Origin of the sequence: Roseateles asaccharophilus (assembly GCF_031458115.1) — a bacterium.
In the GTDB taxonomy this organism is placed as follows: domain Bacteria; phylum Pseudomonadota; class Gammaproteobacteria; order Burkholderiales; family Burkholderiaceae_C; genus Pelomonas; species Pelomonas asaccharophilus_A.
In genome coordinates this window covers 87,456-106,697 of record NZ_JAVDXV010000009.1, presented here as the reverse complement: position 1 = coordinate 106,697, position 19,242 = coordinate 87,456, and the positions used below count along the sequence as shown (strand labels likewise).

Here is a 19,242-nt window from a genome sequence, read left to right as displayed (position 1 = left end):
TTTAGTGAGGCCCATCGTTGTGCCCCGAGTGCGCGGCTCGCGGTGGCGGTCAGAGCGTCGAAGAGCCGGCGCAGAATGAACGGTTCCATCGTTCAGCCTTCCCATGTGCATCGCCGTCTGGCACCGCGACGCCTGACCATGCCGTCCAACGCCCATACCCACGCCAGCGCCGCCGTCACCGACGTGGAGCTGCGCAACCGCTGCACCCGCTGGCTGAGCGGCCACCGGCCGCTGCGCAGCATGCGTGACTCGCTGCTGGCGCTGGCCGACCTGCCCGAGGCGGCGCAGCCGCTGGACGTCTACGGGCAGGGCCGCGCCATCCACGCGCTGGAGGCGCGGGTCGCCGCGCTGCTGGGCAAGCCGGCCGCGCGCTTCATGCACAAGGGCGTGGCCGCGCAGTTGGCCGCGCTGCAGACCTGGGCGACGCGCTACGGCAACGGCGTCGTCGCGCTGCATCCGCAGAGCCACATCGCCATCGACGAGGCCGGGGCCTTCGAGCAACTGCTGCAGCTGCGCGGCATGCGGGTCGGATATCCGGACACGCCGCTCAATGTGTCGCTGCTGGATGCCTGCGCCCCCGCTGGTGACGTGCCCGGCATCGTCACCGTGGAGCTGCCGCTGCGCCGGGGCGGCTACCGGCTGCCCGAATGGAGCGAACTGCGCGCCATCAGCGCCTGGTGCCGCGAACGCGGCGTGCCGCTGCACTTCGACGGCGCACGGCTGTGGGAGGCGGCGGCGCACTACGACCGGCCGCTGGCGGACATCGCCGCGCTGGCCGACTCGGTCTATGTGTCGTTCTACAAGGGGCTGGGCGGCCTGGCCGGCTGCGTGCTGGCAGGGCCCGAGGACTTCATCGCTGACACCGCGCCGTGGCAGACGCGGCTGGCCGGCAATGTCTACACGCTGTACCCCTTCGTGCTGAGCGCGCTGCAGGGGCTGCGCGAGCAGTTGCCGCGCATGCCGGTCTATCGCGCGCGCGCGCAGGCGCTGGCGGTCGCGCTGGTGGCGGCCGGGCCGGAGTGGGTGGTGGCACCGGAGGTGCCGCAGGTCAACGCCTTCCAGCTGCATCTGCCCGTGGCGCCCGAAGCGCTGCGCGAGGGGCTGCTGGCGGTCGCGCGGCAGCAGGGCTTCTGGCTGGGCGCGCGCGCCTCGGCCTCGCAGGTGCTGTCGGGCGGAGCGATGGTGGAGGTGGTGGTCGGCAACGCGGCCGACGACTGGACCGATGACCAGGCCGTGGCGGCTTGGCAGGCAGCCGTCCAAGCCGCGCGGGCCTGAACGACGCTGGGGTCAGCGGGCGCCGGGAGCCGGGCCGCGGTTGGCCAGGTGGCGGAACGTGATGCGGCCCTTGCTCAGGTCGTAGGGCGACATTTCCAGCGACACGTTGTCGCCGGCCAGGATGCGGATGTGGTGCTTGCGCATCTTGCCGCCGGTGTAGGCGATGACCTTGTGGCCGTTCGTCAGCGTCACGCGAAAGCGCGAGTCCGGCAGGATTTCGTCGACGACGCCGTGCATTTCAATCAGTTCTTCCTTGGCCAATATGCGCTCCGTTGGACAGTTGAGACAGGCACCGCCCGCGCCGCTTTGGGCGACTGGGGCAGGGTGACTGGGGGAAGCTCTCCACTGGCGCAGCGCCGGGTGGAGACAGAAGAAACACTCAAGAACACTTGCCGGGAGTTGGCTGTGGCGCGCCGCTCGCGAGACGAGGCCAGAGGATGGCCGGCGGGGCTGCCGAGAAGACCTGGGAGAACGGTCTTGGGCGAATCTATCGGGGCAATTGTACCGTCCGGCCCGCAGGCGCCGCTGCCGGTGCTGGCAATGGGCCTGCCCGGCGGCGGACATCGGTCACGGCAACCGCGTCAAAGAGGGTGCGGCTCAGTGCGGATGGTCGTTGTCCGGCTTGCGCGGGAAGGGCGCGAACATGGCGCCCAGTACCGACGGGATGGCCGCGAACATGACGATGATGAAGTAGGTCTTGTAGCCCACCGCATCGGCCAGCGGGCCCGAGATCATCTGCGTGGGCACCAGCGTCAGGTTCATGATGGAGTTCGCGAACGCGTAGTGCGTCATGTGGAACCGGCCCGGGGAGATCTGCTGCATCATGTACAGCATGTTGGCCACGAAGCCGAAGCTGTAGCCGAACTTCTCCACGGTCACCAGCGTCGCCACCGTCCAGAACGACAGCGTGTGGCCCGGCCCCGCCAGCTGCGACAGCACGACGAAGCACAGGTGCGGGATGTTCAGGCACAGCGCCATGAACACCAGGGTGCGGCGGTTCAGGCCGTACCTGGACAGGAACATGCCGCCCAGCAGGCCCGCCGACAGGCTCACCACCGTGGCGATGGTGCCGTCGATCAGACCCTTGTCCTTCAACGACAGGCCCACGCCGCCCGCCTCGACCGGGGCCTGCAGGAACAGCGGCGCCAACTGCAGCAGCAGGCCTTCGGAGCTGCGGTACAGGAAGACGAACATCAGCATGCCCCAGATGCTGTCCTTCTTGAAGAAGTCGACGATGGCTTCCCAGAAGTTGCCGAAGGCCGCGCTGACGCTGACCGGCCGGTCGCCCACGCTGCCCGTGGGCAGCATGAAGCGGTGGTACACCGCCAGCAGCGCCATCGTCGCGGCCGACAGGCCCATCGCCCATTGCCAGGCTTCCGTGCTGCTGAGGCGATGGTCTTCTTTCAGCGAGCCTGCGAACCACACCACCAGGGCCGTGCCGAACAGCCGCCCGACGTTCCAGAACACGCCCTGCACGCCGATGTACCTGGCCTGCCCTTTCGCATCCAGCGCGGTGATGTAGACCCCGTCCACGCAGATGTCCTGCGTCGCCGACGCAAACGCCATCACCCACAGCACGGCGATGGTGATCTGGAAGTAGTTGGGCAGCGGCAGGGCCACGGCAATGCCGCACAGCAGCAGCGCCATGATCACTTCCATCCAGAGCACGAAGAACTTCTTCGTCTTGAACATGTCCAGGAAAGCGGCCCACAGCGGCTTCAGCGACCACGCGATGCCGATGCTGGCCGTGGCCAGCGTGATCTCGCCGTCGCTGTGGCCCAGGTCCTTGAACATCGTGCCGGCCACCCAGATGACCATCGCGAACGGGATGCCTTCGGCCAGGTAGGACGACGGCACCCAGGACCAGGGGTTGCGGATTCGGGGCGTGCTTGTGGTGCTCATGCGCGTGAAACAGGGTGGAACTTTTCGGAGGCTGTCCTGATGTATCGGAGCAGGCGGGTTATCGATATGACACCGTTGTCATGTCGCCAGGGCTGAGTGCCCCATGAACAGCATTGCCGCACTGCCGCCAGGCGGTTTCGGCGAGTGCGCAGGCATGCTAGGGGTGAAACCGCCTGTGGCTCGCCCGGGGTTACGCCAGGGCGGAAGCGGCCGCCGATTTCAGCCGTAGGCGTACCAAAGTGCGGCGAAGAAGTGGCAGGTGCTGCCGCCCAGCACGAACAGGTGCCAGACGAAGTGGGCGTAGTGCAGCCGGTTGTCCAGCAGGAAGACGAAGGCGCCCAGCGTGTAGCTCAGGCCGCCCGCCACCAGCAGCGCCAGGCCGGCGGCATGCATGCGCTCCACCAGCGGGCCCACGACCGTCACCACCGCCCAGCCCATGGCCAGGTAGATCAGCGTGGACACCAGCGGCTGGCGCAGCCGGTTCAGCAGCTTGATGGCCACGCCCAGCGCGGCCGCGGCCCAGACGGCGATCAGCAGCGTCGGGCCCGGGCCCGTGTCCAGCACGCCCAGCGTGAACGGCGTGTAGCTGCCGGCGATGAAAAGGTAGATGGCCGCATGGTCCAGCCGCAGCAGCCAGGCCTTGGCACGGCCATGCCACAGGCTGCGCGGCAGCGCGTGGTACAGCGTGGAGGTGCCGTACAGCAGGATCATCGTGGCCGCATAGACTGTGGCGCCCGCCACGTCGACTTCCCGGCCCACGGCCAGCGCGCGCGTCACCAGAATGGGTAGCGCCGCGACCGCCAGCAACACGCCCAGGCCGTGGCTGACGGCGTTGGCAATCTCCTCGCCCAGCGTCTGGTCGCGGTCGACGGCTGGAGCGGCGATGGTGGCGCGGATCATGGCTGCCTCCGTACTGCAGGACAGATGGCGCCAGCATGGCACTCTGGCGCGGCGACGCCACCCAAGGTTTGAGGGGTGGGCGAGAAGGCAACGCCAGCGTCTGTGCGCTTCAGCGCAGGTAGTCGACCGCCTCCACCAGCGTCCAGCCCGGTTGCTCCCGCACGCACTGCCGCAGCAGATGGCTGTGCCCGGCGCCGAACAGCACGAGGATGCGGTCGCCCGGCTTCGCCAACTGCACCATGCGCCCGCAGGAGCGTGCGTTGCGCAGCGTCCATTGGCCCAGCAGCTCGGCGCCGGGTTGGTCGGCGCCGCGGCCCATGCGCAGCAGGCGGGTGTTGAACTGGTGGTCGTGCAGGATGCGCGCCGGGTCGTTGAACGCGGCCAGCGTCTGCATGATGGTGCGCGTGTACTGCGCCTGCTCGTCGGCCTTGCTGCGCTGCTTCAGCTCGTCCAGTTGCGCGTTCAGCTGCGCCTCGGCGCCGTTCTTCTTTGCCCAGGTCTGCACCGCCTCGAACGGGAAATCGCCGTCGGCATCGATGCCGTAGACGGCCTCGTGCTTCATCGCGGCGGCCAGGCGGTAGCCGACCTGCTCGACCTCGTTGCGCACGTCGCGCCGGCCGCCGGCACGCCAGGCGTCGTAGGCGGGCAGGCGCTGGCCTTCGTGCTTGTCGCCGTCGCGCTCGACCATCACCTTGGTGGGCGCAAAGCGCGCGAGCTTGGCGGTCAGCGCTTCCAGCTCGACCTGCCGGTGCGGTTGAAGCACATCGTCTACCTTCGTGTTGACGATGTCGCTGCCGGGGTTGCCGAAGTGATACGTCCCGAGCACCACCACCTGCACGCCGGCAGCGTCCTTGGGTGGGGCGGCATGGGCGGCGGTGGCGGCCAGCAGCAGCGCGGCCGCGCTCGCTTTCATCGTCATTGCGATGCGTTGCATCGGCGTCTCCTTGTCGTTGGGAAGGCGCCATGCTGCTGAACCCGGCACGCGGCCGCGCGAGCGATGCGACAGGCTGCACGGCGGCGGGCACAGGCCGCGAGCGCGCTTGAAAACGCGCCGACACAACCCCGCGGATTCAGGAAGTTGACATGTGCCGCGGCTGTCCTGGATACTGAATTGGAACCGATTCCAATCAAACAACGGAGACAGACGTGGATCAACGACGGAGCGCGAAGGACGCTGGCGGAGCGCTGCGCGGCGCCTTGGTGGGAAGCCTGCTGGGCGTGGCGCTGCTGGCCGGTTGCGGTGGTGGCTCGGGCGGCGGATCGGACCCGGCGCCGACGCCTCCCACGCCCGCGCCGCAAGGCCTCACGCTGCTGAAGACCGACGGCACCAAATGGGTGGACGCCAGCGGCAAGCAGGTGCTGCTGAAGGGCACCAACCTCGGCAACTGGCTCGTTCAGGAGTTCTGGATGATGGGCCAGGGCGGCAATGGCGTGACCGACCAGTGCACGCTGGAGGCCAAGCTGACCGAGCGCTTCGGCTACGACGAGAAGGAGCGCCTGATCAAGTTGTTCCGCGACAGCTGGATGACCGAGCGCGACTGGGACCAGCTCAAGGCCTTCGGATTCAACGTCGTGCGCCTGCCCATCCTGTGGAGCGTCATCGAGGACGAGAAGAAGCCCAAGACACTGCGCGCCGACGCCTGGAAGTACCTGGACTGGAGCATTGCCGAGGCGAAGAAGCGCGGCATCTACGTGATCCTGGACCTGCACGGCGCCCATGGCGGCCAGACGCCCAACGACCACACCGGCTGCGCCGGCCAGAACAAGTACTGGACCGACACCGACGCGCAGGAGCGCACCAAGTGGCTGTGGCAGCAGATCGCCACCAAGTACAAGGACGAACCGGTGGTGGCGGCCTACGACCCGCTCAACGAGCCCTGGGGCTCGACCTCGGAGGCCATGGTCACGCGCGTGGAGGAACTCTACAAGACCATACGCGCCATCGACACCCAGCACATCGTGCTGCTGCCCAGCCACTACGGCAGCATCGACGGCTACGGCAACCCGACCGCCAAGGGCTTCACCAACGTCGCGTTCGAGATCCACCCCTACCCGGGCCTGTTCGGCGACCGGCCGGGCGACACCGCCTACATGGTCCACCGCGACTGGCTGCGCTGCGGCCCCACCGGCAGCACGGGCGTGTGTGCCTACAACAAGCAGGTCAGCGACCTGAAGATCCCGCTGCTGGTGGGCGAGTTCCAGCCCTGGCAGGGCGCCGGCCTGGACCTGGGCGGCCAGATCGGCCGCGCCACCTACGACACCTTCGCCGGCTACGGCTGGGCTTCCACGAGCTGGTCGTACAAGGTGACCAGCCCTGCCGGCGGCTCGGGCAAGGGCACCTGGGGGCTGGTGACCAACGCGCCCAACACCAACTTCGACACCGGCGTGGGCATGGTCACCAAGGCCAGCACCTGGGACTGCGCCGGCTGGAACTCCACGTTCGCCAACGCCTGCGCGGTCAAGGCGCCAGCCATCAAGGTCGGCGGCACCGGCCCCAAGACCTACTGGTTCGTCATCAAGAGCGGCGCGGTGGGCGGCAGCAACCCCGACGTGACGTTCGACAAGATCAGCATCGTCGACACCGCCAGCAACGCCGAGGTCATCAGCAACGGCGGCTTCGGCTCCAGCACGGGCTGGACCGCGCTGACCATCAGCGGCGCGCTGAGCCTCGACTTCAACGACACCACCGCCGGCAAGGCGCCCACCGGCAGCGAAGGCGCCGTGCTGCGCGTGACGCGCCCGGCCGGAGTCACCGGCGAGATCAACGGCGGCGTCTACCAGGCCATCACGCTGCAGGGCGGCAAGACCTACACGCTGAGCGGCGTGTTCAAGGACAACGGCAGCGCCAACACCTGGGCCGAGATGTACCTGCTGGACAAGCCGCCGGTGCCGGGCAAGGACGTCATCGACATGAACGGCAAGGTGGACTTCACCACCGCCACCGTCGCCGAGATCGAGACGCTGTTCAAGAGCTACGCCACGCAGGCGCTGGAGCCGCATACGGGCCTGGCCCAGTGGCTGGTCAGCGCCACGGCGCCGGAGGTGTTCCAGCTGCCCGAACGGCCCGCCGGCCTGAAGCTGGCGGAAGGCGCCGGCGGCAATGCGCTCAGCTGGACCGCCAGCACCGACGCCAAGGTCACGGGCTACAACGTCTACCGCGCCACCAGCGCGGCGGGCAGCTACGCCAAGCTCGCCGACAAAGTCGCCACGCCCTCATACAACGACGCCAGCGCCGCCAGCGGCAGCACCTACTACTACGTGGTGACGGCGCTCACGGCCGCCAACGAGAGCTTCTACAGCGACGCCGCCAGCACCACGCTGAAGCACGTGCCCGTGCCCGCCACGCTGCAGGCCGAGGCCTTCACCGCGATGAGCGGCATCCAGCTGGAGAACACCAGCGACACCGGCGGCGGCCAGAACGTGGGCCACTTCGACCCCGACGACTACATCGAGTTCAAGATCAGCGTCGCCACCGCCGGCAACTTCACCCTCGACTACCGCCTGGCCACCGCCAACGGCAGCACGGGCTTCGAGGTCTGGGTGGACGGCGCGAAGGTGTTGGACGCGATGGCCGTGCCCAACACCGGCGGCTGGCAGACCTGGGTCACGCAGACCAGTGCGCCGTTTGCGATGACGGCGGGGAATCACACGTTGCGGTTGAAGTCGGTGGGGAAGGAGTGGAATCTGAACTGGCTGACTGTGAAGACGCAGTGAGTACTACTGTCGGCTCGCGCAGATACTCCACCGCCTCCGCCAGACTGCAGCCGAGTCCACATCTTCACGCATTGCCGCAGTCGGGGTTGACGAAATAGAAGGCCCCGAGGATGCGGACTTCAACGCTCCTCGAGACCAGGCCATGCAACAGGTGGAGTGGCGGCAGGCATAGGCCGTGCGGTTGCCTCAAGGGTCGGGACTTGAGGCCGGACCCCGAAACACTGGAGCGCTAAACAAGCCTAGTCGGCTTTGTTCTTGCTGTCGGAAGTGCCTGCATCCTTTGTTGTGAAGACAAAACCGAACTCCAGATCGGGTTCAGACAATGGCCGTGTCTTCTCCGTGATCGCACTAAGACACCAGAGCATCCATAGGCAGACGCAAAGGAAGTCACCGCGCGGGCCTGGAGGAAGGTCTCGCCGAATGTCCGAGTCTGGCTCTTCGTAGATCTGCCCCTTATTTAGTTCTCGAACGCGGGCCTTAACGGCAGTGTCTTCAAACGAGCCTCCATGAATGTTGTGTGCAAATTCATTGCGAATGCGTCGTATGAGGTGGAGGTTGCGACAGAACTTTGTAGTAATTAGTCCGAGCCGGTGCGCCATCGCAATCTTTGCGCTGAAAGTCGAGAGTGGCGCGTTAGTGCCGTCGAAAAGGTCGTCATTCGACGACGAGCACGGCACCAAGTATTGGCGCAAAAGACTGTCGAGCGAGGAGTCAAATATTGAAGCGGCAACGATGACTGCAGCTCGATCAGACTCCCTCCCAAACTCTTTCACAAATACGTTGTTCCAGTGGGCAACTCGCTCGGAACGTGTTTGCTTGGTTGCCGTTGTCTCAGGTTTGCTCATTCAGTCATCGTAAGAATCGGTGCATGTCATGGCTCTTATGTCTAACCCGGCTATGCACGGATCGGCATCAGACCTGAAATCCACCTCTTTCAGAACCGGTAGCTCGCGTTCCCCCCCACCACCCACGCCCTCCCCGGCGCCGGCTCAAAGAACCGCCCATTCCCGTCATTGACGATGACCGACCCCGCATAGCGCCGGTCCGCCAGGTTGTCCACGCGCAGCAGTGCGCCCAGGTCCCAGGGACCCACGCTGACCTGGTAGCCCACGTGGGCCGCCAGCGTCGCGTAGCCGGGTGCGGCGTCGTTGTTCAGGTCGTTGACGTAGACCTTGGAGAGCGCCCGCGCCTCGGCGCCGATGCGCCAGCCGCCCATGGGCTGCCAGGTCAGTGCGCCGAACAGCGAGGTCCGCGCGATGCCGGGGATGCGGTTGCCGGCGGCAATGGGCGTGCTGGCCGCCGCGCAGGGCGTGGCGGTGCAGGTCACGAAGCCGTCGCGGTAGCGCGCGTCCAGCCAGGTGGCGGCAAGCTGCGCCTGCAGCGTGGGCGCGAGCTGGAACTGGCCCGACGCCTCCAGACCGCGGCGGCGCGTGGCGCCGGCGTTCTGGAAGGTGGAGCGGCCGCCCACATTGGTCTGCGTGACGATCTCGTTCTTCGTGCCGGTCTGGAACAGCGCCAGCGTCAGCTCGCCGCCGTCCCAGGGCCGGGCCTTGAGGCCCGCCTCGACGCTGCGGCTCAACGAGGCCTGCAGCGCGAAGTTCATGCCGGTGGCGCCGCTGGCGCGGTAGGCCAGTTCGTTCAGCGTGGGCGTCTCGAAGCCGCGGCCGGCGGTGGCGTACACGCGCAGCCGCTCGTCCACCGCGTAGCTGACGCCCAGCACCGGTAGCGTGGCCGAGTAGCTGGCCGAGCCGCTGTCGTCGGGGTTGGTGCGCGTGATGTAGGCATCGGTCGAGCGGAACTTCACGTCGCTGCGGCGCACGCCGGCGCTGAGCAGCCAGGCGGGCGTGGGCCGCCATTCGGCCTGCAGATAGGGGTCGGCGTTGCTGACGCGGTTGCGCTCGTCGCGGCGCAGCGCGCCCTCCACGCCCAGCGTCGTGCCGATGAAGTTCTGCCGGCCCATGCGGTGCTCGCTCAGCTCGTCGGCCGCGATGCCGGCAACCACGCTGGTGGTCTCGCCCTTCCAGCGCCAGCGCAGGTCGGCGCCCTGGTAGTCGCGCGTCAGGTCGATGACGCCGCCGGGGTGCAGCGCGTTGGCCTGCGTGGCCACCGGGATGGACTGGAACTGCATCGTCGTGCGGTGGCCGCGGTAGACCATCGCGCGCAGCGTGTTGGCGGCGTCGATGCCGTGCTCCAGCACCAGGCCGCCCTGCTGCTGCTTCATCGTCTTGCGGGTGTCGAAGCTCAGCGCGCCGGGGTCCACGCCGCGCGGGTCGGCCTGCCATTGCGCGCGGGTCAGGCCCAGCGGGTCCTGCGCCTCGGGCAGGTCCACGCTGTTGGCGATGACGGTGAGCTGCGTGTCGCTGCCCAGCTTGAAGTTCAGCCGCGCATTGGCGAGGCGGCGCTCGGTGCGGCTGTGCTGGCGGTAGCCGTCGGTCTCGAAGCGGCTGGCGCCCAGCGTGTAGCCGATGGTGCCCGTGCTGCCGCTGGCCGACGCCGCGGTGCGGCGCATGCCGTCGCTGCCGAACGCGACGCCGGCCTCCACGCGCGGCGGGCCGCTGGGGGTTTGGGAGTAGATGCTGATGATGCCGCCCGACGAGTTGCCATACAGCGCCGAGAACGGCCCGCGCAACACCTCCACGCGGCCCACCGTGCCGATCTCGACGTTGGTGATCTGGCCCTGGCCGTCGGGCAGCGTGGCGGGGATGTCGTCCACGTACAGGCGCACGCCGCGGATGCCGAAGCTGGCGCGCGCGCCGAAGCCGCGCACGGAGATCTGCACGTCCTGTGCGTAGTTCTGGCGGTCGCGCGCCAGCAGGCCCGGCACGCCGCCCAGGCCTTCCGACAGGTTGACCTGGGCGCGGCCGGCGCGCAGTTCGTCGCCGTCAATGCGCGTGATGGAGGCGGGCACGTCGAACGGCGCGGCCTCGGTGCGCGTGGCCGTGACGACCACGGGCTCCAGCACGGTGGGTGCGGCATGCGCGGCGGCGGTCATGGCCGCCGCCAGCGCAAGGGCGTGACGCCGGGCGATCCAGTGGGGTGGGGTCATGGGGCGGGGGGGTGTTGCGCCGACGGACGGGGCCGCTCAGGCCTTCTGGGCCAGCAGCTTCTCGATCTCGTCGAGCAGCCGGTCCATGTGGCGCACCAGCGCCTGGTAGGGCGCGGGGGAGTCCATGTCCAGCCCGGCCGTGCGCAGCCGCGGCACCGGATGCACGCTGCCGCCCGAGCGCAGCACCGACAGGTAGGTCTCCGGCATGCCGGGCTTCTTGTGCAGGATCTGCTCGGTGAAGTAGGCGGCGCCGGCCATCGAGGTGGCGTACTGGTAGACGTAGAACGGCCGGTGGAAGTGCGGCACGAAGGCCCACTCGCTGCACACCACCGGGTCGACCTTCATGACGCCCTGGTCCGCGCCGTGGTACTTGCGCAGCAGGCCGCAGTAGAGCTGCGTCATGCGCTTGCCGGTCAGCGGCTCGCCGCGCTGCAGCGCGTCGTGCGTGGCCAGCTCGAACTCGGCGAACATGGTCTGGCGGAAGTACGAGCCGCGCAGCCGCTCCACCGCCTCGGTCAGCAGGTACAGCCGCTCCTCCTTGGTCCTGGCGCGGTCCAGCAGGTGGCGCTGCAGCAGCAGCTCGTTGCTGAACGACGCGATCTCGGCCAGGAACAGCGGGTAGCCCGCCGTCTCGAACGGCTGGGTCGCATTGGCCAGCACGGTGTGCATGCCATGGCCCCATTCGTGGGCGAAGGTGCTGAGGCTGTCGAACGTGCCCTGGTGGTTCAGGAACACCAGCGGCGTCATGCCGTAGACGCCGCTCTGGTAGGCGCCCGACGACTTGCCCGGCGCGGGGAAGACGTGCATCGTCTTCGCGCCCAGTGCCTCGCGCAGCCGGCGCTGGTAGTCCGTGCCCAGCGGCGCGGTGGCAGCCACGGTCAGCTCGCCCGATTCCTCCGGCGTGTAGCGGCGCTCGCTCTTGACCAGGTCGGGGTAGAGGTCGTGGTAGGCCAGGTCCGGCAGGCCCAGCAGGCGCTGGCGCAGCTTCAGGTAGCGGTGCAGCGTGGGCAGGCCCTTGTTCGTCTCGGCCACCAGCGTACGGTAGACCGACTCGGGGATGTCGTTGTCCGCCAGGCTGGCCGCCACGGCCGACGGGTAGCCGCGCAGCCGCGCGTTGACGACGCCCGTTTCCACGCGCTGGGCCAGCAGGCTTCCCAGCGTGTTCTCCAGCCGGCCGTAGGCGCCGAAGAAGCGCTGGAAGACCTGCTCGCGCACGGCGCGGTCCGGGTGGGCGCGCAGCCGGGTGTAGCCGATGTCGTTGAGCTTCTCGGCTTTGCCGTCCACCTCGATGGTGGGCCACTCGGCATCCACGGTGGTCAGCAGCGTGCGCGCGTTGGTGGCCGCGCCCATCACCGGGCCGAAGGCGGCGACGGCGGCCTCGGCCTCGGGCGTGAGCTGGTGGGCGGCCAGGCGCTGCACGTCGCGCAGGCGCTTCTCGTGCTTCTTCAGGCCCGGTTCGGCGGCCAGCCAGGCATTCAGCTTGGCCTCGCCGATCTGGCGGATCTCGCTGTCCACCCAGCTCAGCGCGCTGCCCCACTGGCCGCCCAGCGAGCGCAGCAGCGACTGGCGCTCCTGGTTGCGGGCGTCACGGTTGTCGGTGGAGGCCATGGCGCTGGCGTACACGGCCACGCGCACATAGCGCTCGCGCCAGGTGGACAGCGTGTCCAGCGCCTGGCGCAGGCTGGTGGCGTCGCGGCCGAAGTTGCCGCGCAGCGCCTGCAGGCTGGGCAGGACCTGCTGGATGGCCTGGCGCTCGGCGTCCCAGGCGGCGTCGGTGGCGAACAGCGGACTCAGGTCCCACACGTAGCGGGCATCGGGCGCCGCGGCCGGGGTTGCGGTGGCCTGGGCGTGGGCGAAGGTCGTACCAAAGGCTGCGCAGGCGGTGGCCAGCAGCGCGGCAATCAGGGTCGGGCGGGTCGTCATGGGTGGGCGAGGCGCAACGGAGTCAGGGAACCTGCGAGATTAGCGCGAGCGCCGGCCGCAGCTCAGAGCTGGGTGCGCAGCAGGCGCGCCAGCAGCTCCCAGAAGCGCTCGGACAGCGGGCGGTCGCGCCATTGCTGCAGCGTGATGCGCTGGGCGCGCGCCCAGTCGGCCTCGAATACCGCCTGCTGCTCGCGGCTGAAGTCGGCGTTCATCACGTTCAGGTTGGCCTCGTCGTTGAGCCGGAACGAGCGGTTGTCGAAGTTGGTGGAGCCCACCGACGAGAACACGCCGTCCACCACCAGGCCCTTCACATGGAACATCGTCGGCTGGTACTCGGCGAACTCGATGCCCGCCTCCAGCATCGGGCCCCAGGTGCTGCGCGAGGCCTTGCGCACCGTCTCGGAGTCGATGTGGCCGCTGGGCGTCAGGATGCGCACCTTCACGCCGCGGCGCGCGGCGTCGATCAGCGTGCGTATGGTCAGCTCGTCCGGCACGAAGTACGAGTTGGCCAGGTCGATGCTCTTGCGCGCCGCCGTGATCGACAGCAGGTACATCAGGTGCATGCTCTCGCTGCCGCCGCTGGGCGAGCTGCTGAACATCTGCGCCGTGTACGGCCCCACCGGCTGCAACGCCGGGAAGTAGGCCTCGCCATGCAGCACCTCGCCGGTCGCGCGCATCCAGTTGTCCAGGAAGACCGACTGCATCTGCCCCACCACCGGCCCGGCCACGCGGTAGTGCGTGTCGCGCCACTCGCCGGGGTGGCGCGCATTGCCGCGCCACTGGTCCGCGATGCCCACGCCGCCGGTGAAGCCGACACGACCGTCCACCACCAGCAGCTTGCGGTGCGTGCGGTTGTTCAGCCGGCCCCAGTGCGAGAAGCGCGGCTCGTGGAAGCGCTCGCAGGCCACCCCGGCGGCCTTCATTTCGTCCAGCAGCGCGGTGTCCATCTTCATGCTGCCGACCCAGTCGAGCAGCACGTTGACCTTCACGCCGGCGCGGGCGCGCTCGGTCAGCGCGTCGACGAACTCGCGGCCGATGCTGCCCGACCAGTAGATGTAGGTCTCGAAGTTGATCGTGTGCTGCGCCGAGCGGATGGCCGCCAGCATGGACGGAAAGATCTGGTCGCCGTTCAGCAGCGTCTCCACCTGGTTGCCCTCCACCAGCGGCGGCCCCAGCAGCGCGCTCAGCGAGCGGCGGAACTCGGCGTCGTCCGTCTCGTAGAGCTTGGGCAGCTTCTCGTCGATCTTCTTCTCGGCCGTCGCGAAATTCTGGAACAGCAGCACGACCAGCAGGGTCGCCGCGACGGTCGAGAGGATCACGACCCAGGTGGAAGGGGAAGGCATGGACGCTTTCATGGTGTGCTGACGGGCCGGTTGCTGCGCGCGCCGCGCTACCCCCTGCCGGCCCGCCACCGTGATGCTAGGCAGCGCGCCCGGGTTGCGGCGTAGGTGGGCGCCGCGTCACCGGGGGCCATGCCGTGCCGTTGGCGCTCTAAAGGCGATCCGTCAGCGCCGCCGCAGCCGCGCGCTCTTGCGCGTGGGCACGAAGAAGTCGTCCGGTTTGGTCTTCACCCAGTCCACGAAGGCCCGGATCTGCGGATGTGCCAGCAGCGCGTCCACCGTGGCGTACTGCCTGGCCAGCTCGGTCTCCGTCAGCAGCGCATGGACCTGCCGGTGGCAGACCCGGTGCAGGAACTCCGTGTGTCGCCCGCCGCGGCTCTTGGGCACCAAATGGTGGGCGTCGCGCTGCGCGGGCGGGATGGGCCGCTCGCACAGCGGGCAGATCAGCGGCGTGGCGTCGGGCGGGGCAGGCATGGCCGCGGGGCGGCGGCGCTCACTGCGTGCCAGGCTGCGGGCCGTCGTAGCCCTCCACGATGACCACGTCCGCCTCGGCGGCCGACTGGCGCAGCGCGATCTGCGGCGCGTACTCGGGGGAGCGGTAGCAGGCCAGCGCCACTTCGTAGCTCGGGAACTCGATCACCACGTTGCGGCCGCGGCTGCTGCCCTCGGGGTTCTCGAACTGCCCCGCGCGCACGAGGAACCGGCCGCCGAACTTGGCGAACACCGCGTCGTTGCGCTGGACGTAGAGCTTGTAGGTGTCGATGTCGGTCACGTCGACGCGGGCGATCCAGTAGGCTTTGGGCATGGTGGATTGAGCAGATGAGGCAGGCCGGCGTTGTAGCGCATCGGCGCACGGTCGTTGGCAGCAGGCGTTGTTGCCGGCAGGCTCATGCCAGCGCTAGGCGCCCAGCCACCTGTACAGCGTGCTCCGGCTGACCCCCAGCCGCCGCGCGGCCTCGGACCGGTTGCCGTCTACCGCTGCCAGCGTCTCGCGGACGCGCGCATCAGCCAGTTGGCGCAGATTGCCTGCCGGCTCGGTGCTGGCCGCGGGCGCCGGCGGCGTGACGTCCGGGTCCGTTTGCAGTTCGTCCGGCAGCAGCGCCAGCGTGATGACGCACTCGCCCGGGTCGAGCAGCGCCACCCCCGTTCTCACCACATTCGCCAGCTGCCGCACATTCCCCGGCCACCGATACCGAGAAAACGCCGCCATCACCTCCTCGTCCACGCGCAACGCCCGCTCCGGCGCCTCCGCCTTCAGCAGCCGGGCCGCCAGCGCCGCCAGGTCCGTCCGCTCCCGCAGCGGCGGCAGCGGCAGCGTCAGGCCGTTGAGACGGTAGTACAAATCCTCCCGGAACCGCCCCGCCGCCACCTCGTCCTTCAACTGCCGGTGGCTGGCGCAGATGAGCCGGATGTCCACCGCCACCGCCGCGCCGCCGCCCAGCGGCGTGACGCTGCGCTCCTCCAGTACGCGCAGCAGCCGGGCCTGCATCGCCAGCGGCATGTCGCCGATCTCGTCCAGGAACAGCGTGCCGCCGTGGGCTTCGCGGATGCGACCCGGGGCGCCGTGGCGGCTGGCGCCGGTGTAGGCGCCGGGGCGGTAGCCGAACAGTTCGGCCTCGATCAGCGCCTCGGGCAGCGCCGCGCAGTTGACGGCGACAAACGGCTCGCTGCGCCGCGCGCTGCTGGCGTGGAGGGCGCGGGCCAGCACGTCCTTGCCCGTGCCGGTCTCGCCGGTGAGCAGCAGCGGGATGGCCGGCTTGTCCAGCACGCGGCGGGCGCGGTCCAGCGTGGCGCGCAGCGCGGCGTCGCCGGTGTCCAGCGCGGCCAGTGCGTCCACGGGGCGCCAGGCGGTGTCGGCCGCGGGCCGGGCGTGGCGCAGCGTGCGACCGGGCTCCAGGCGCAGCCACAGCGGCGGGGCGCCGCCGTCGCGCCGCAGCGGGCGTGGCGCGCTGCCGCCGGCCATAAGCGCGGGCAGGTCGAGGCCGAACAGGCGCTCCACGGTGGTGGCGCCGATGTCGCGGCGCGTCAGGCCCAGCAGTTCCAGCGCGGCGGTGTTGGCGCCGATGACCCAGCCGTCCTCGCCGAGCGCGAGCAGGCCTTCAGTGACGCTGTCCAGGCCTTCGCGCTGTGCGTGCAGGCGCAGGCGCAGACCGGCGCCGTGGCGGGCCTCGAACAGCTGGTGCTCGATCATGCGGGCGCCGCTGCGCGCCAGGCCCAGCGTGTGGCGGTGGTAGCCGCGGCGGTCGCCGGAGATGTCCAGCACGCCCAGCAGCTGGCCGGCGGGGTCGGCGATGGGCGCGGCGGCGCAGGTGAGGAAGCCGTTGCGGTCCAGGTAGTGCTCGCCGCCATGCACGACCACCGGGCTGCCCTCGGCCAGCGCGGTGCCGATGGCGTTGGTGCCGCGCCATTGCTCGCTCCACAGCGCGCCGGGCCGCAGCGCGACGCGGGCGGCGCGGTCGGCGAAGGGCGCGTCGCCGGCGGCGTGTAGCAGCAGGCCGTGCGCGTCGGCCAGGAGCACGAGGCTGTCGCTGCCCTGCACCTGCTCGTTGAGGAAGGCCATCACCGGCTTGGCATGGGCCACGAGGCTGTGGCGGTGCTCCAGCGCCCGTGCCAGCTGGGCGGCGCTGGCATGCGGCGCGCCCTGCGGCCGGCCCAGCGGCTCCAGCCCGAAGGCACGGCAGCGGGCCCAGCTGGCACGCAGGGTCTCGGGGATCAGGCCGTTCTCGACCTGGCCTTGCTCCAGCCATTGCCGGCGGGCGGTGCGCAGCGGGGTGGGCGCGGTGGGCATGCGTGTCTCCGTGGCTCTTTTGGGGGCAGAGCTTGATGGGTTTGGCGGACGCTACGCTGACGGCGCAGCCCGTCAAGCGGATGGACCGCGGGACGGGTGTTTCACATCAGGGTGTGCCATTTCGGGACAGGTGTGGCATGGCGGCACGGCGGCGCCGCGGGTATCGGGCCGTTTTGTGCCACAGGGGCAGCGCTGGCAGACGAAACCGGCGCTGGCACGGTGCGTGCGATGGCTGGGCCGACCCGGTGGCAGGTGCCCTCGGGCAGACAACACCGGAGACATCGCCATGACCGTTTACGCCGCCCCCGGCCAAGCCGGCGCCAAGATTGCCTACAAGCCCCGCTACGACAACTTCATCGGCGGCAAGTTCCAACCGCCGGTGGAGGGGCAGTACTTCGACGTCATCTCGCCGATCAACGGCAAGGTCTACACGCAGGCCGCGCGCTCCGGCGCCGCCGACATCGAGCGCGCGCTGGACGCGGCGCACGCCGCCGCCGCCGGCTGGGCCGCCGTGCCGCCGGCCGCGCGGGCCAACCTGCTGCTGCAGATTGCCGACCGCATCGAGCAGAACCTGGAGCTGCTGGCCTATGCCGAGACGGTGGACAACGGCAAGCCCATCCGCGAGACGCTGAACGCCGACATCCCGCTGGCGGTGGACCACTTCCGCTACTTCGCCGGCTGCGTGCGCGCGCAGGAAGGCGCGCTCAGCGAGATCGACCACAACACCATCGCGTACCACTTCCACGAGCCGCTGGGCGTCGTGGGGCAGATCATTCCGTGGAACTTCCCCATCCTGATGGCGGCCTGGAAGCTGGCGCCGGCGCTGGGCGCCGGCAACTGCGTCGTGCTCAAGCCGGCCGAGAGCACGCCCATCAGCCTGCTCATCCTGACGGAGCTGATCGCCGACCTGCTGCCGCCCGGCGTGCTGAACATCGTCAACGGCTTTGGCCGCGAGGCCGGCATGCCGCTGGCCAACAGCAAGCGCATCGCCAAGATCGCGTTCACCGGCTCCACGGCCACCGGCAAGGTCATCGCGCAGGCGGCGGCCAGCAACCTGATTCCGGCCACGCTGGAGCTGGGCGGCAAGAGCCCCAACCTGTTCTTCGAGGACGTGATGGCCGAGGACGACGCCTTCCTCGACAAGGCCATCGAGGGCCTGGTGCTGTTCGCGTTCAACCAGGGCGAGGTCTGCACCTGCCCCAGCCGCGCGCTGATCCAGGAATCCATCTTCGACAGGTTCATGGAACGCGCCGTGAAGCGCGTCGCCGCCATCAAGCAGGGCAATCCGCTGGACACCGACACCATGATGGGCGCGCAGGCCTCGTCCATGCAGATGGACAAGATCCAGACCTACCTGGCGCTGGGCAAGGAAGAGGGCGCCAAGGTGCTGATCGGCGGCGAGCGCGCGCAGCTGGGCGGCGACCTGGCCGGCGGCTACTACATCCAGCCCACGCTGTTCCAGGGCCACAACAACATGCGCATCTTCCGCGAGGAGATCTTCGGCCCGGTGCTGGCCGTGACCACCTTCAAGACCGAGGCCGAGGCGCTGGCCATCGCCAACGACACGCCCTATGGCTTGGGCGCCGGCGTGTGGAGCCGCGACGGCAGCCGCGCCTACCGCCTGGGCCGCGGCATCCAGGCCGGCCGTGTGTGGACCAATTGCTATCACGCCTACCCGGCGCATGCCGCCTTCGGTGGCTACAAGGAGTCCGGCATCGGCCGCGAGACCCACAAGGCCATGCTCGACCACTACCAGCAGACCAAGAATCTGCTGGTCAGCTACAGCCCGAACGCACTGGGTTTCTTCTGAAGCAACGCTACCCCTCGCCCAGACTCGCATCGCTGAACGCGTGCGAGTCTGGTAGGTCCCCCGAGGGGACGGCGATGCTTGGCGGGTTGACTGCCAAGCACATCGCCAGCGCGGGCCGGCTTGGGGCGGCTCGGCGCTCGGCCCGCCTTTTCTCATGGAGGCCGCGATGTCTGATTCCATTCCCCGCGTGCAGGCCAGTGACGCGGCCCGCGCGCTGATTGCGCTGCTGCGCCGCCTGCATGGCGAGCTGCTGTTCTACCAATCGCACGGCTGCTGCGCCGGCAGCGCGCCCATGTGCTTTGCCGTGCACGAGTTGAAGCTGGCCGACGACGACCGCCTGCTGGGCCGGGTGGATGGCGTGCCCGTCTACGCCAGCCAGTCGCAATGCGACTACCTGGCCGGCCTGCAGATGACGCTGGACGTGGCGCCCGGCAACAGCGGCAGCTTCGGGCTGGAGGATGGGTCGGGGCAGCACTTCGTCGCGCATTTCCGGCTCTGGACGGACGAGGAGGTGCCGCGTGTGGCGGCCATCGGCCCCGCCTGA

15 protein-coding genes are annotated in these 19,242 nt (G+C 69.3%); 4 read left to right on the top strand and 11 right to left on the bottom strand.

Features of this window, described 5'->3' with window-relative positions; all coding sequences use genetic code 11:
- Positions 1 to 138: 138 nt before the first annotated feature.
- Positions 139 to 1,275, top strand: a complete 1,137-nt coding sequence (locus tag J2X21_RS21410; RefSeq protein ID WP_310332013.1) for a threonine aldolase family protein — start codon at positions 139 to 141, stop codon at positions 1,273 to 1,275.
- A gap of 12 nt (positions 1,276 to 1,287) precedes the next feature.
- Here J2X21_RS21410 and infA read toward each other — a convergent pair whose 3' ends face one another.
- From infA to J2X21_RS21390, 4 genes are all read right to left on the bottom strand, one after another.
- Positions 1,288 to 1,536 (bottom strand): translation initiation factor IF-1, encoded by a 249-nt coding sequence (infA, locus tag J2X21_RS21405; protein WP_310332011.1) that lies wholly within the window; start codon positions 1,534 to 1,536, stop codon positions 1,288 to 1,290.
- 336 nt (positions 1,537 to 1,872) lie between these two features.
- Positions 1,873 to 3,177, bottom strand: a complete 1,305-nt coding sequence (locus tag J2X21_RS21400; RefSeq protein ID WP_310332009.1) for an MFS transporter — start codon at positions 3,175 to 3,177, stop codon at positions 1,873 to 1,875.
- Between the two features lie 219 nt (positions 3,178 to 3,396).
- Positions 3,397 to 4,077, bottom strand: coding sequence for a PAQR family membrane homeostasis protein TrhA (gene trhA, locus J2X21_RS21395; protein ID WP_310332007.1), 681 nt, complete (start codon positions 4,075 to 4,077; stop codon positions 3,397 to 3,399).
- Between the two features lie 109 nt (positions 4,078 to 4,186).
- A complete protein-coding gene (locus J2X21_RS21390) occupies positions 4,187 to 5,011 on the bottom strand; it encodes a DUF5694 domain-containing protein (RefSeq protein WP_310332005.1) in 825 nt (274 codons plus the stop codon).
- 212 nt (positions 5,012 to 5,223) lie between these two features.
- On the opposite strand from J2X21_RS21390, the gene J2X21_RS21385 reads away from it, so the two are divergent.
- Entirely contained in the window at positions 5,224 to 7,791 is a 2,568-nt protein-coding gene (locus J2X21_RS21385; protein ID WP_310332003.1) for a cellulase family glycosylhydrolase, read from the top strand.
- 239 nt (positions 7,792 to 8,030) lie between these two features.
- Here the strand turns inward: J2X21_RS21385 and J2X21_RS21380 are convergent, their stop codons facing one another.
- The 7 genes from J2X21_RS21380 to J2X21_RS21350 all read right to left on the bottom strand — a co-directional run bounded on the left by J2X21_RS21380 (position 8,031) and on the right by J2X21_RS21350 (position 16,888).
- The gene (locus J2X21_RS21380) at positions 8,031 to 8,636 is read right to left on the bottom strand and encodes a hypothetical protein (RefSeq protein WP_310332002.1); all 606 of its coding nucleotides are present in this window, start codon (positions 8,634 to 8,636) and stop codon (positions 8,031 to 8,033) included.
- Between the two features lie 89 nt (positions 8,637 to 8,725).
- On the bottom strand, positions 8,726 to 10,837 hold the full coding sequence (locus tag J2X21_RS21375) for a TonB-dependent receptor family protein (RefSeq protein WP_310332000.1): 2,112 nt from the start codon (positions 10,835 to 10,837) through the stop codon (positions 8,726 to 8,728).
- 36 nt (positions 10,838 to 10,873) lie between these two features.
- On the bottom strand, positions 10,874 to 12,760 hold the full coding sequence (locus J2X21_RS21370) for a M3 family oligoendopeptidase (protein ID WP_310331999.1): 1,887 nt from the start codon (positions 12,758 to 12,760) through the stop codon (positions 10,874 to 10,876).
- 62 nt (positions 12,761 to 12,822) lie between these two features.
- Positions 12,823 to 14,103: a phospholipase D-like domain-containing protein gene (locus J2X21_RS21365; RefSeq protein ID WP_310331997.1), complete on the bottom strand. Its 1,281-nt coding sequence runs from the start codon at positions 14,101 to 14,103 to the stop codon at positions 12,823 to 12,825.
- Positions 14,104 to 14,265: 162 nt separating this feature from the next.
- Positions 14,266 to 14,574 carry an HNH endonuclease gene (locus J2X21_RS21360; RefSeq protein ID WP_310331995.1) on the bottom strand — a complete coding sequence of 103 codons (309 nt, stop codon included), beginning with the start codon at positions 14,572 to 14,574 and terminating at the stop codon, positions 14,266 to 14,268.
- A 19-nt stretch (positions 14,575 to 14,593) separates the two neighbouring features.
- Positions 14,594 to 14,905, bottom strand: coding sequence for a DUF1330 domain-containing protein (locus J2X21_RS21355; protein ID WP_310331994.1), 312 nt, complete (start codon positions 14,903 to 14,905; stop codon positions 14,594 to 14,596).
- 93 nt (positions 14,906 to 14,998) lie between these two features.
- On the bottom strand, positions 14,999 to 16,888 hold the full coding sequence (locus J2X21_RS21350; RefSeq protein WP_310331992.1) for a sigma-54-dependent Fis family transcriptional regulator: 1,890 nt from the start codon (positions 16,886 to 16,888) through the stop codon (positions 14,999 to 15,001).
- Between the two features lie 286 nt (positions 16,889 to 17,174).
- On the opposite strand from J2X21_RS21350, the gene exaC reads away from it, so the two are divergent.
- Positions 17,175 to 18,698, top strand: coding sequence for an acetaldehyde dehydrogenase ExaC (gene exaC, locus J2X21_RS21345; protein WP_310331991.1), 1,524 nt, complete (start codon positions 17,175 to 17,177; stop codon positions 18,696 to 18,698).
- Between the two features lie 166 nt (positions 18,699 to 18,864).
- Entirely contained in the window at positions 18,865 to 19,242 is a 378-nt protein-coding gene (locus J2X21_RS21340) for a DUF779 domain-containing protein (protein ID WP_310331989.1), read from the top strand.

Coding starts and splice junctions, on each gene's coding strand:
- J2X21_RS21410 (WP_310332013.1), top strand. CDS start 139: ATGCCGTCCAACGCCCATACCCACGCCAGCGCCGCCGTCACCGACGTG.
- J2X21_RS21400 (WP_310332009.1), bottom strand. CDS start 3,177: ATGAGCACCACAAGCACGCCCCGAATCCGCAACCCCTGGTCCTGGGTG.
- trhA (WP_310332007.1), bottom strand. CDS start 4,077: ATGATCCGCGCCACCATCGCCGCTCCAGCCGTCGACCGCGACCAGACG.
- J2X21_RS21390 (WP_310332005.1), bottom strand. CDS start 5,011: ATGCAACGCATCGCAATGACGATGAAAGCGAGCGCGGCCGCGCTGCTG.
- J2X21_RS21380 (WP_310332002.1), bottom strand. CDS start 8,636: ATGAGCAAACCTGAGACAACGGCAACCAAGCAAACACGTTCCGAGCGA.
- J2X21_RS21375 (WP_310332000.1), bottom strand. CDS start 10,837: ATGACCCCACCCCACTGGATCGCCCGGCGTCACGCCCTTGCGCTGGCG.
- J2X21_RS21370 (WP_310331999.1), bottom strand. CDS start 12,760: ATGACGACCCGCCCGACCCTGATTGCCGCGCTGCTGGCCACCGCCTGC.
- J2X21_RS21365 (WP_310331997.1), bottom strand. CDS start 14,103: ATGCCTTCCCCTTCCACCTGGGTCGTGATCCTCTCGACCGTCGCGGCG.
- J2X21_RS21360 (WP_310331995.1), bottom strand. CDS start 14,574: ATGCCTGCCCCGCCCGACGCCACGCCGCTGATCTGCCCGCTGTGCGAG.
- J2X21_RS21355 (WP_310331994.1), bottom strand. CDS start 14,905: ATGCCCAAAGCCTACTGGATCGCCCGCGTCGACGTGACCGACATCGAC.
- J2X21_RS21350 (WP_310331992.1), bottom strand. CDS start 16,888: ATGCCCACCGCGCCCACCCCGCTGCGCACCGCCCGCCGGCAATGGCTG.
- exaC (WP_310331991.1), top strand. CDS start 17,175: ATGACCGTTTACGCCGCCCCCGGCCAAGCCGGCGCCAAGATTGCCTAC.
- J2X21_RS21340 (WP_310331989.1), top strand. CDS start 18,865: ATGTCTGATTCCATTCCCCGCGTGCAGGCCAGTGACGCGGCCCGCGCG.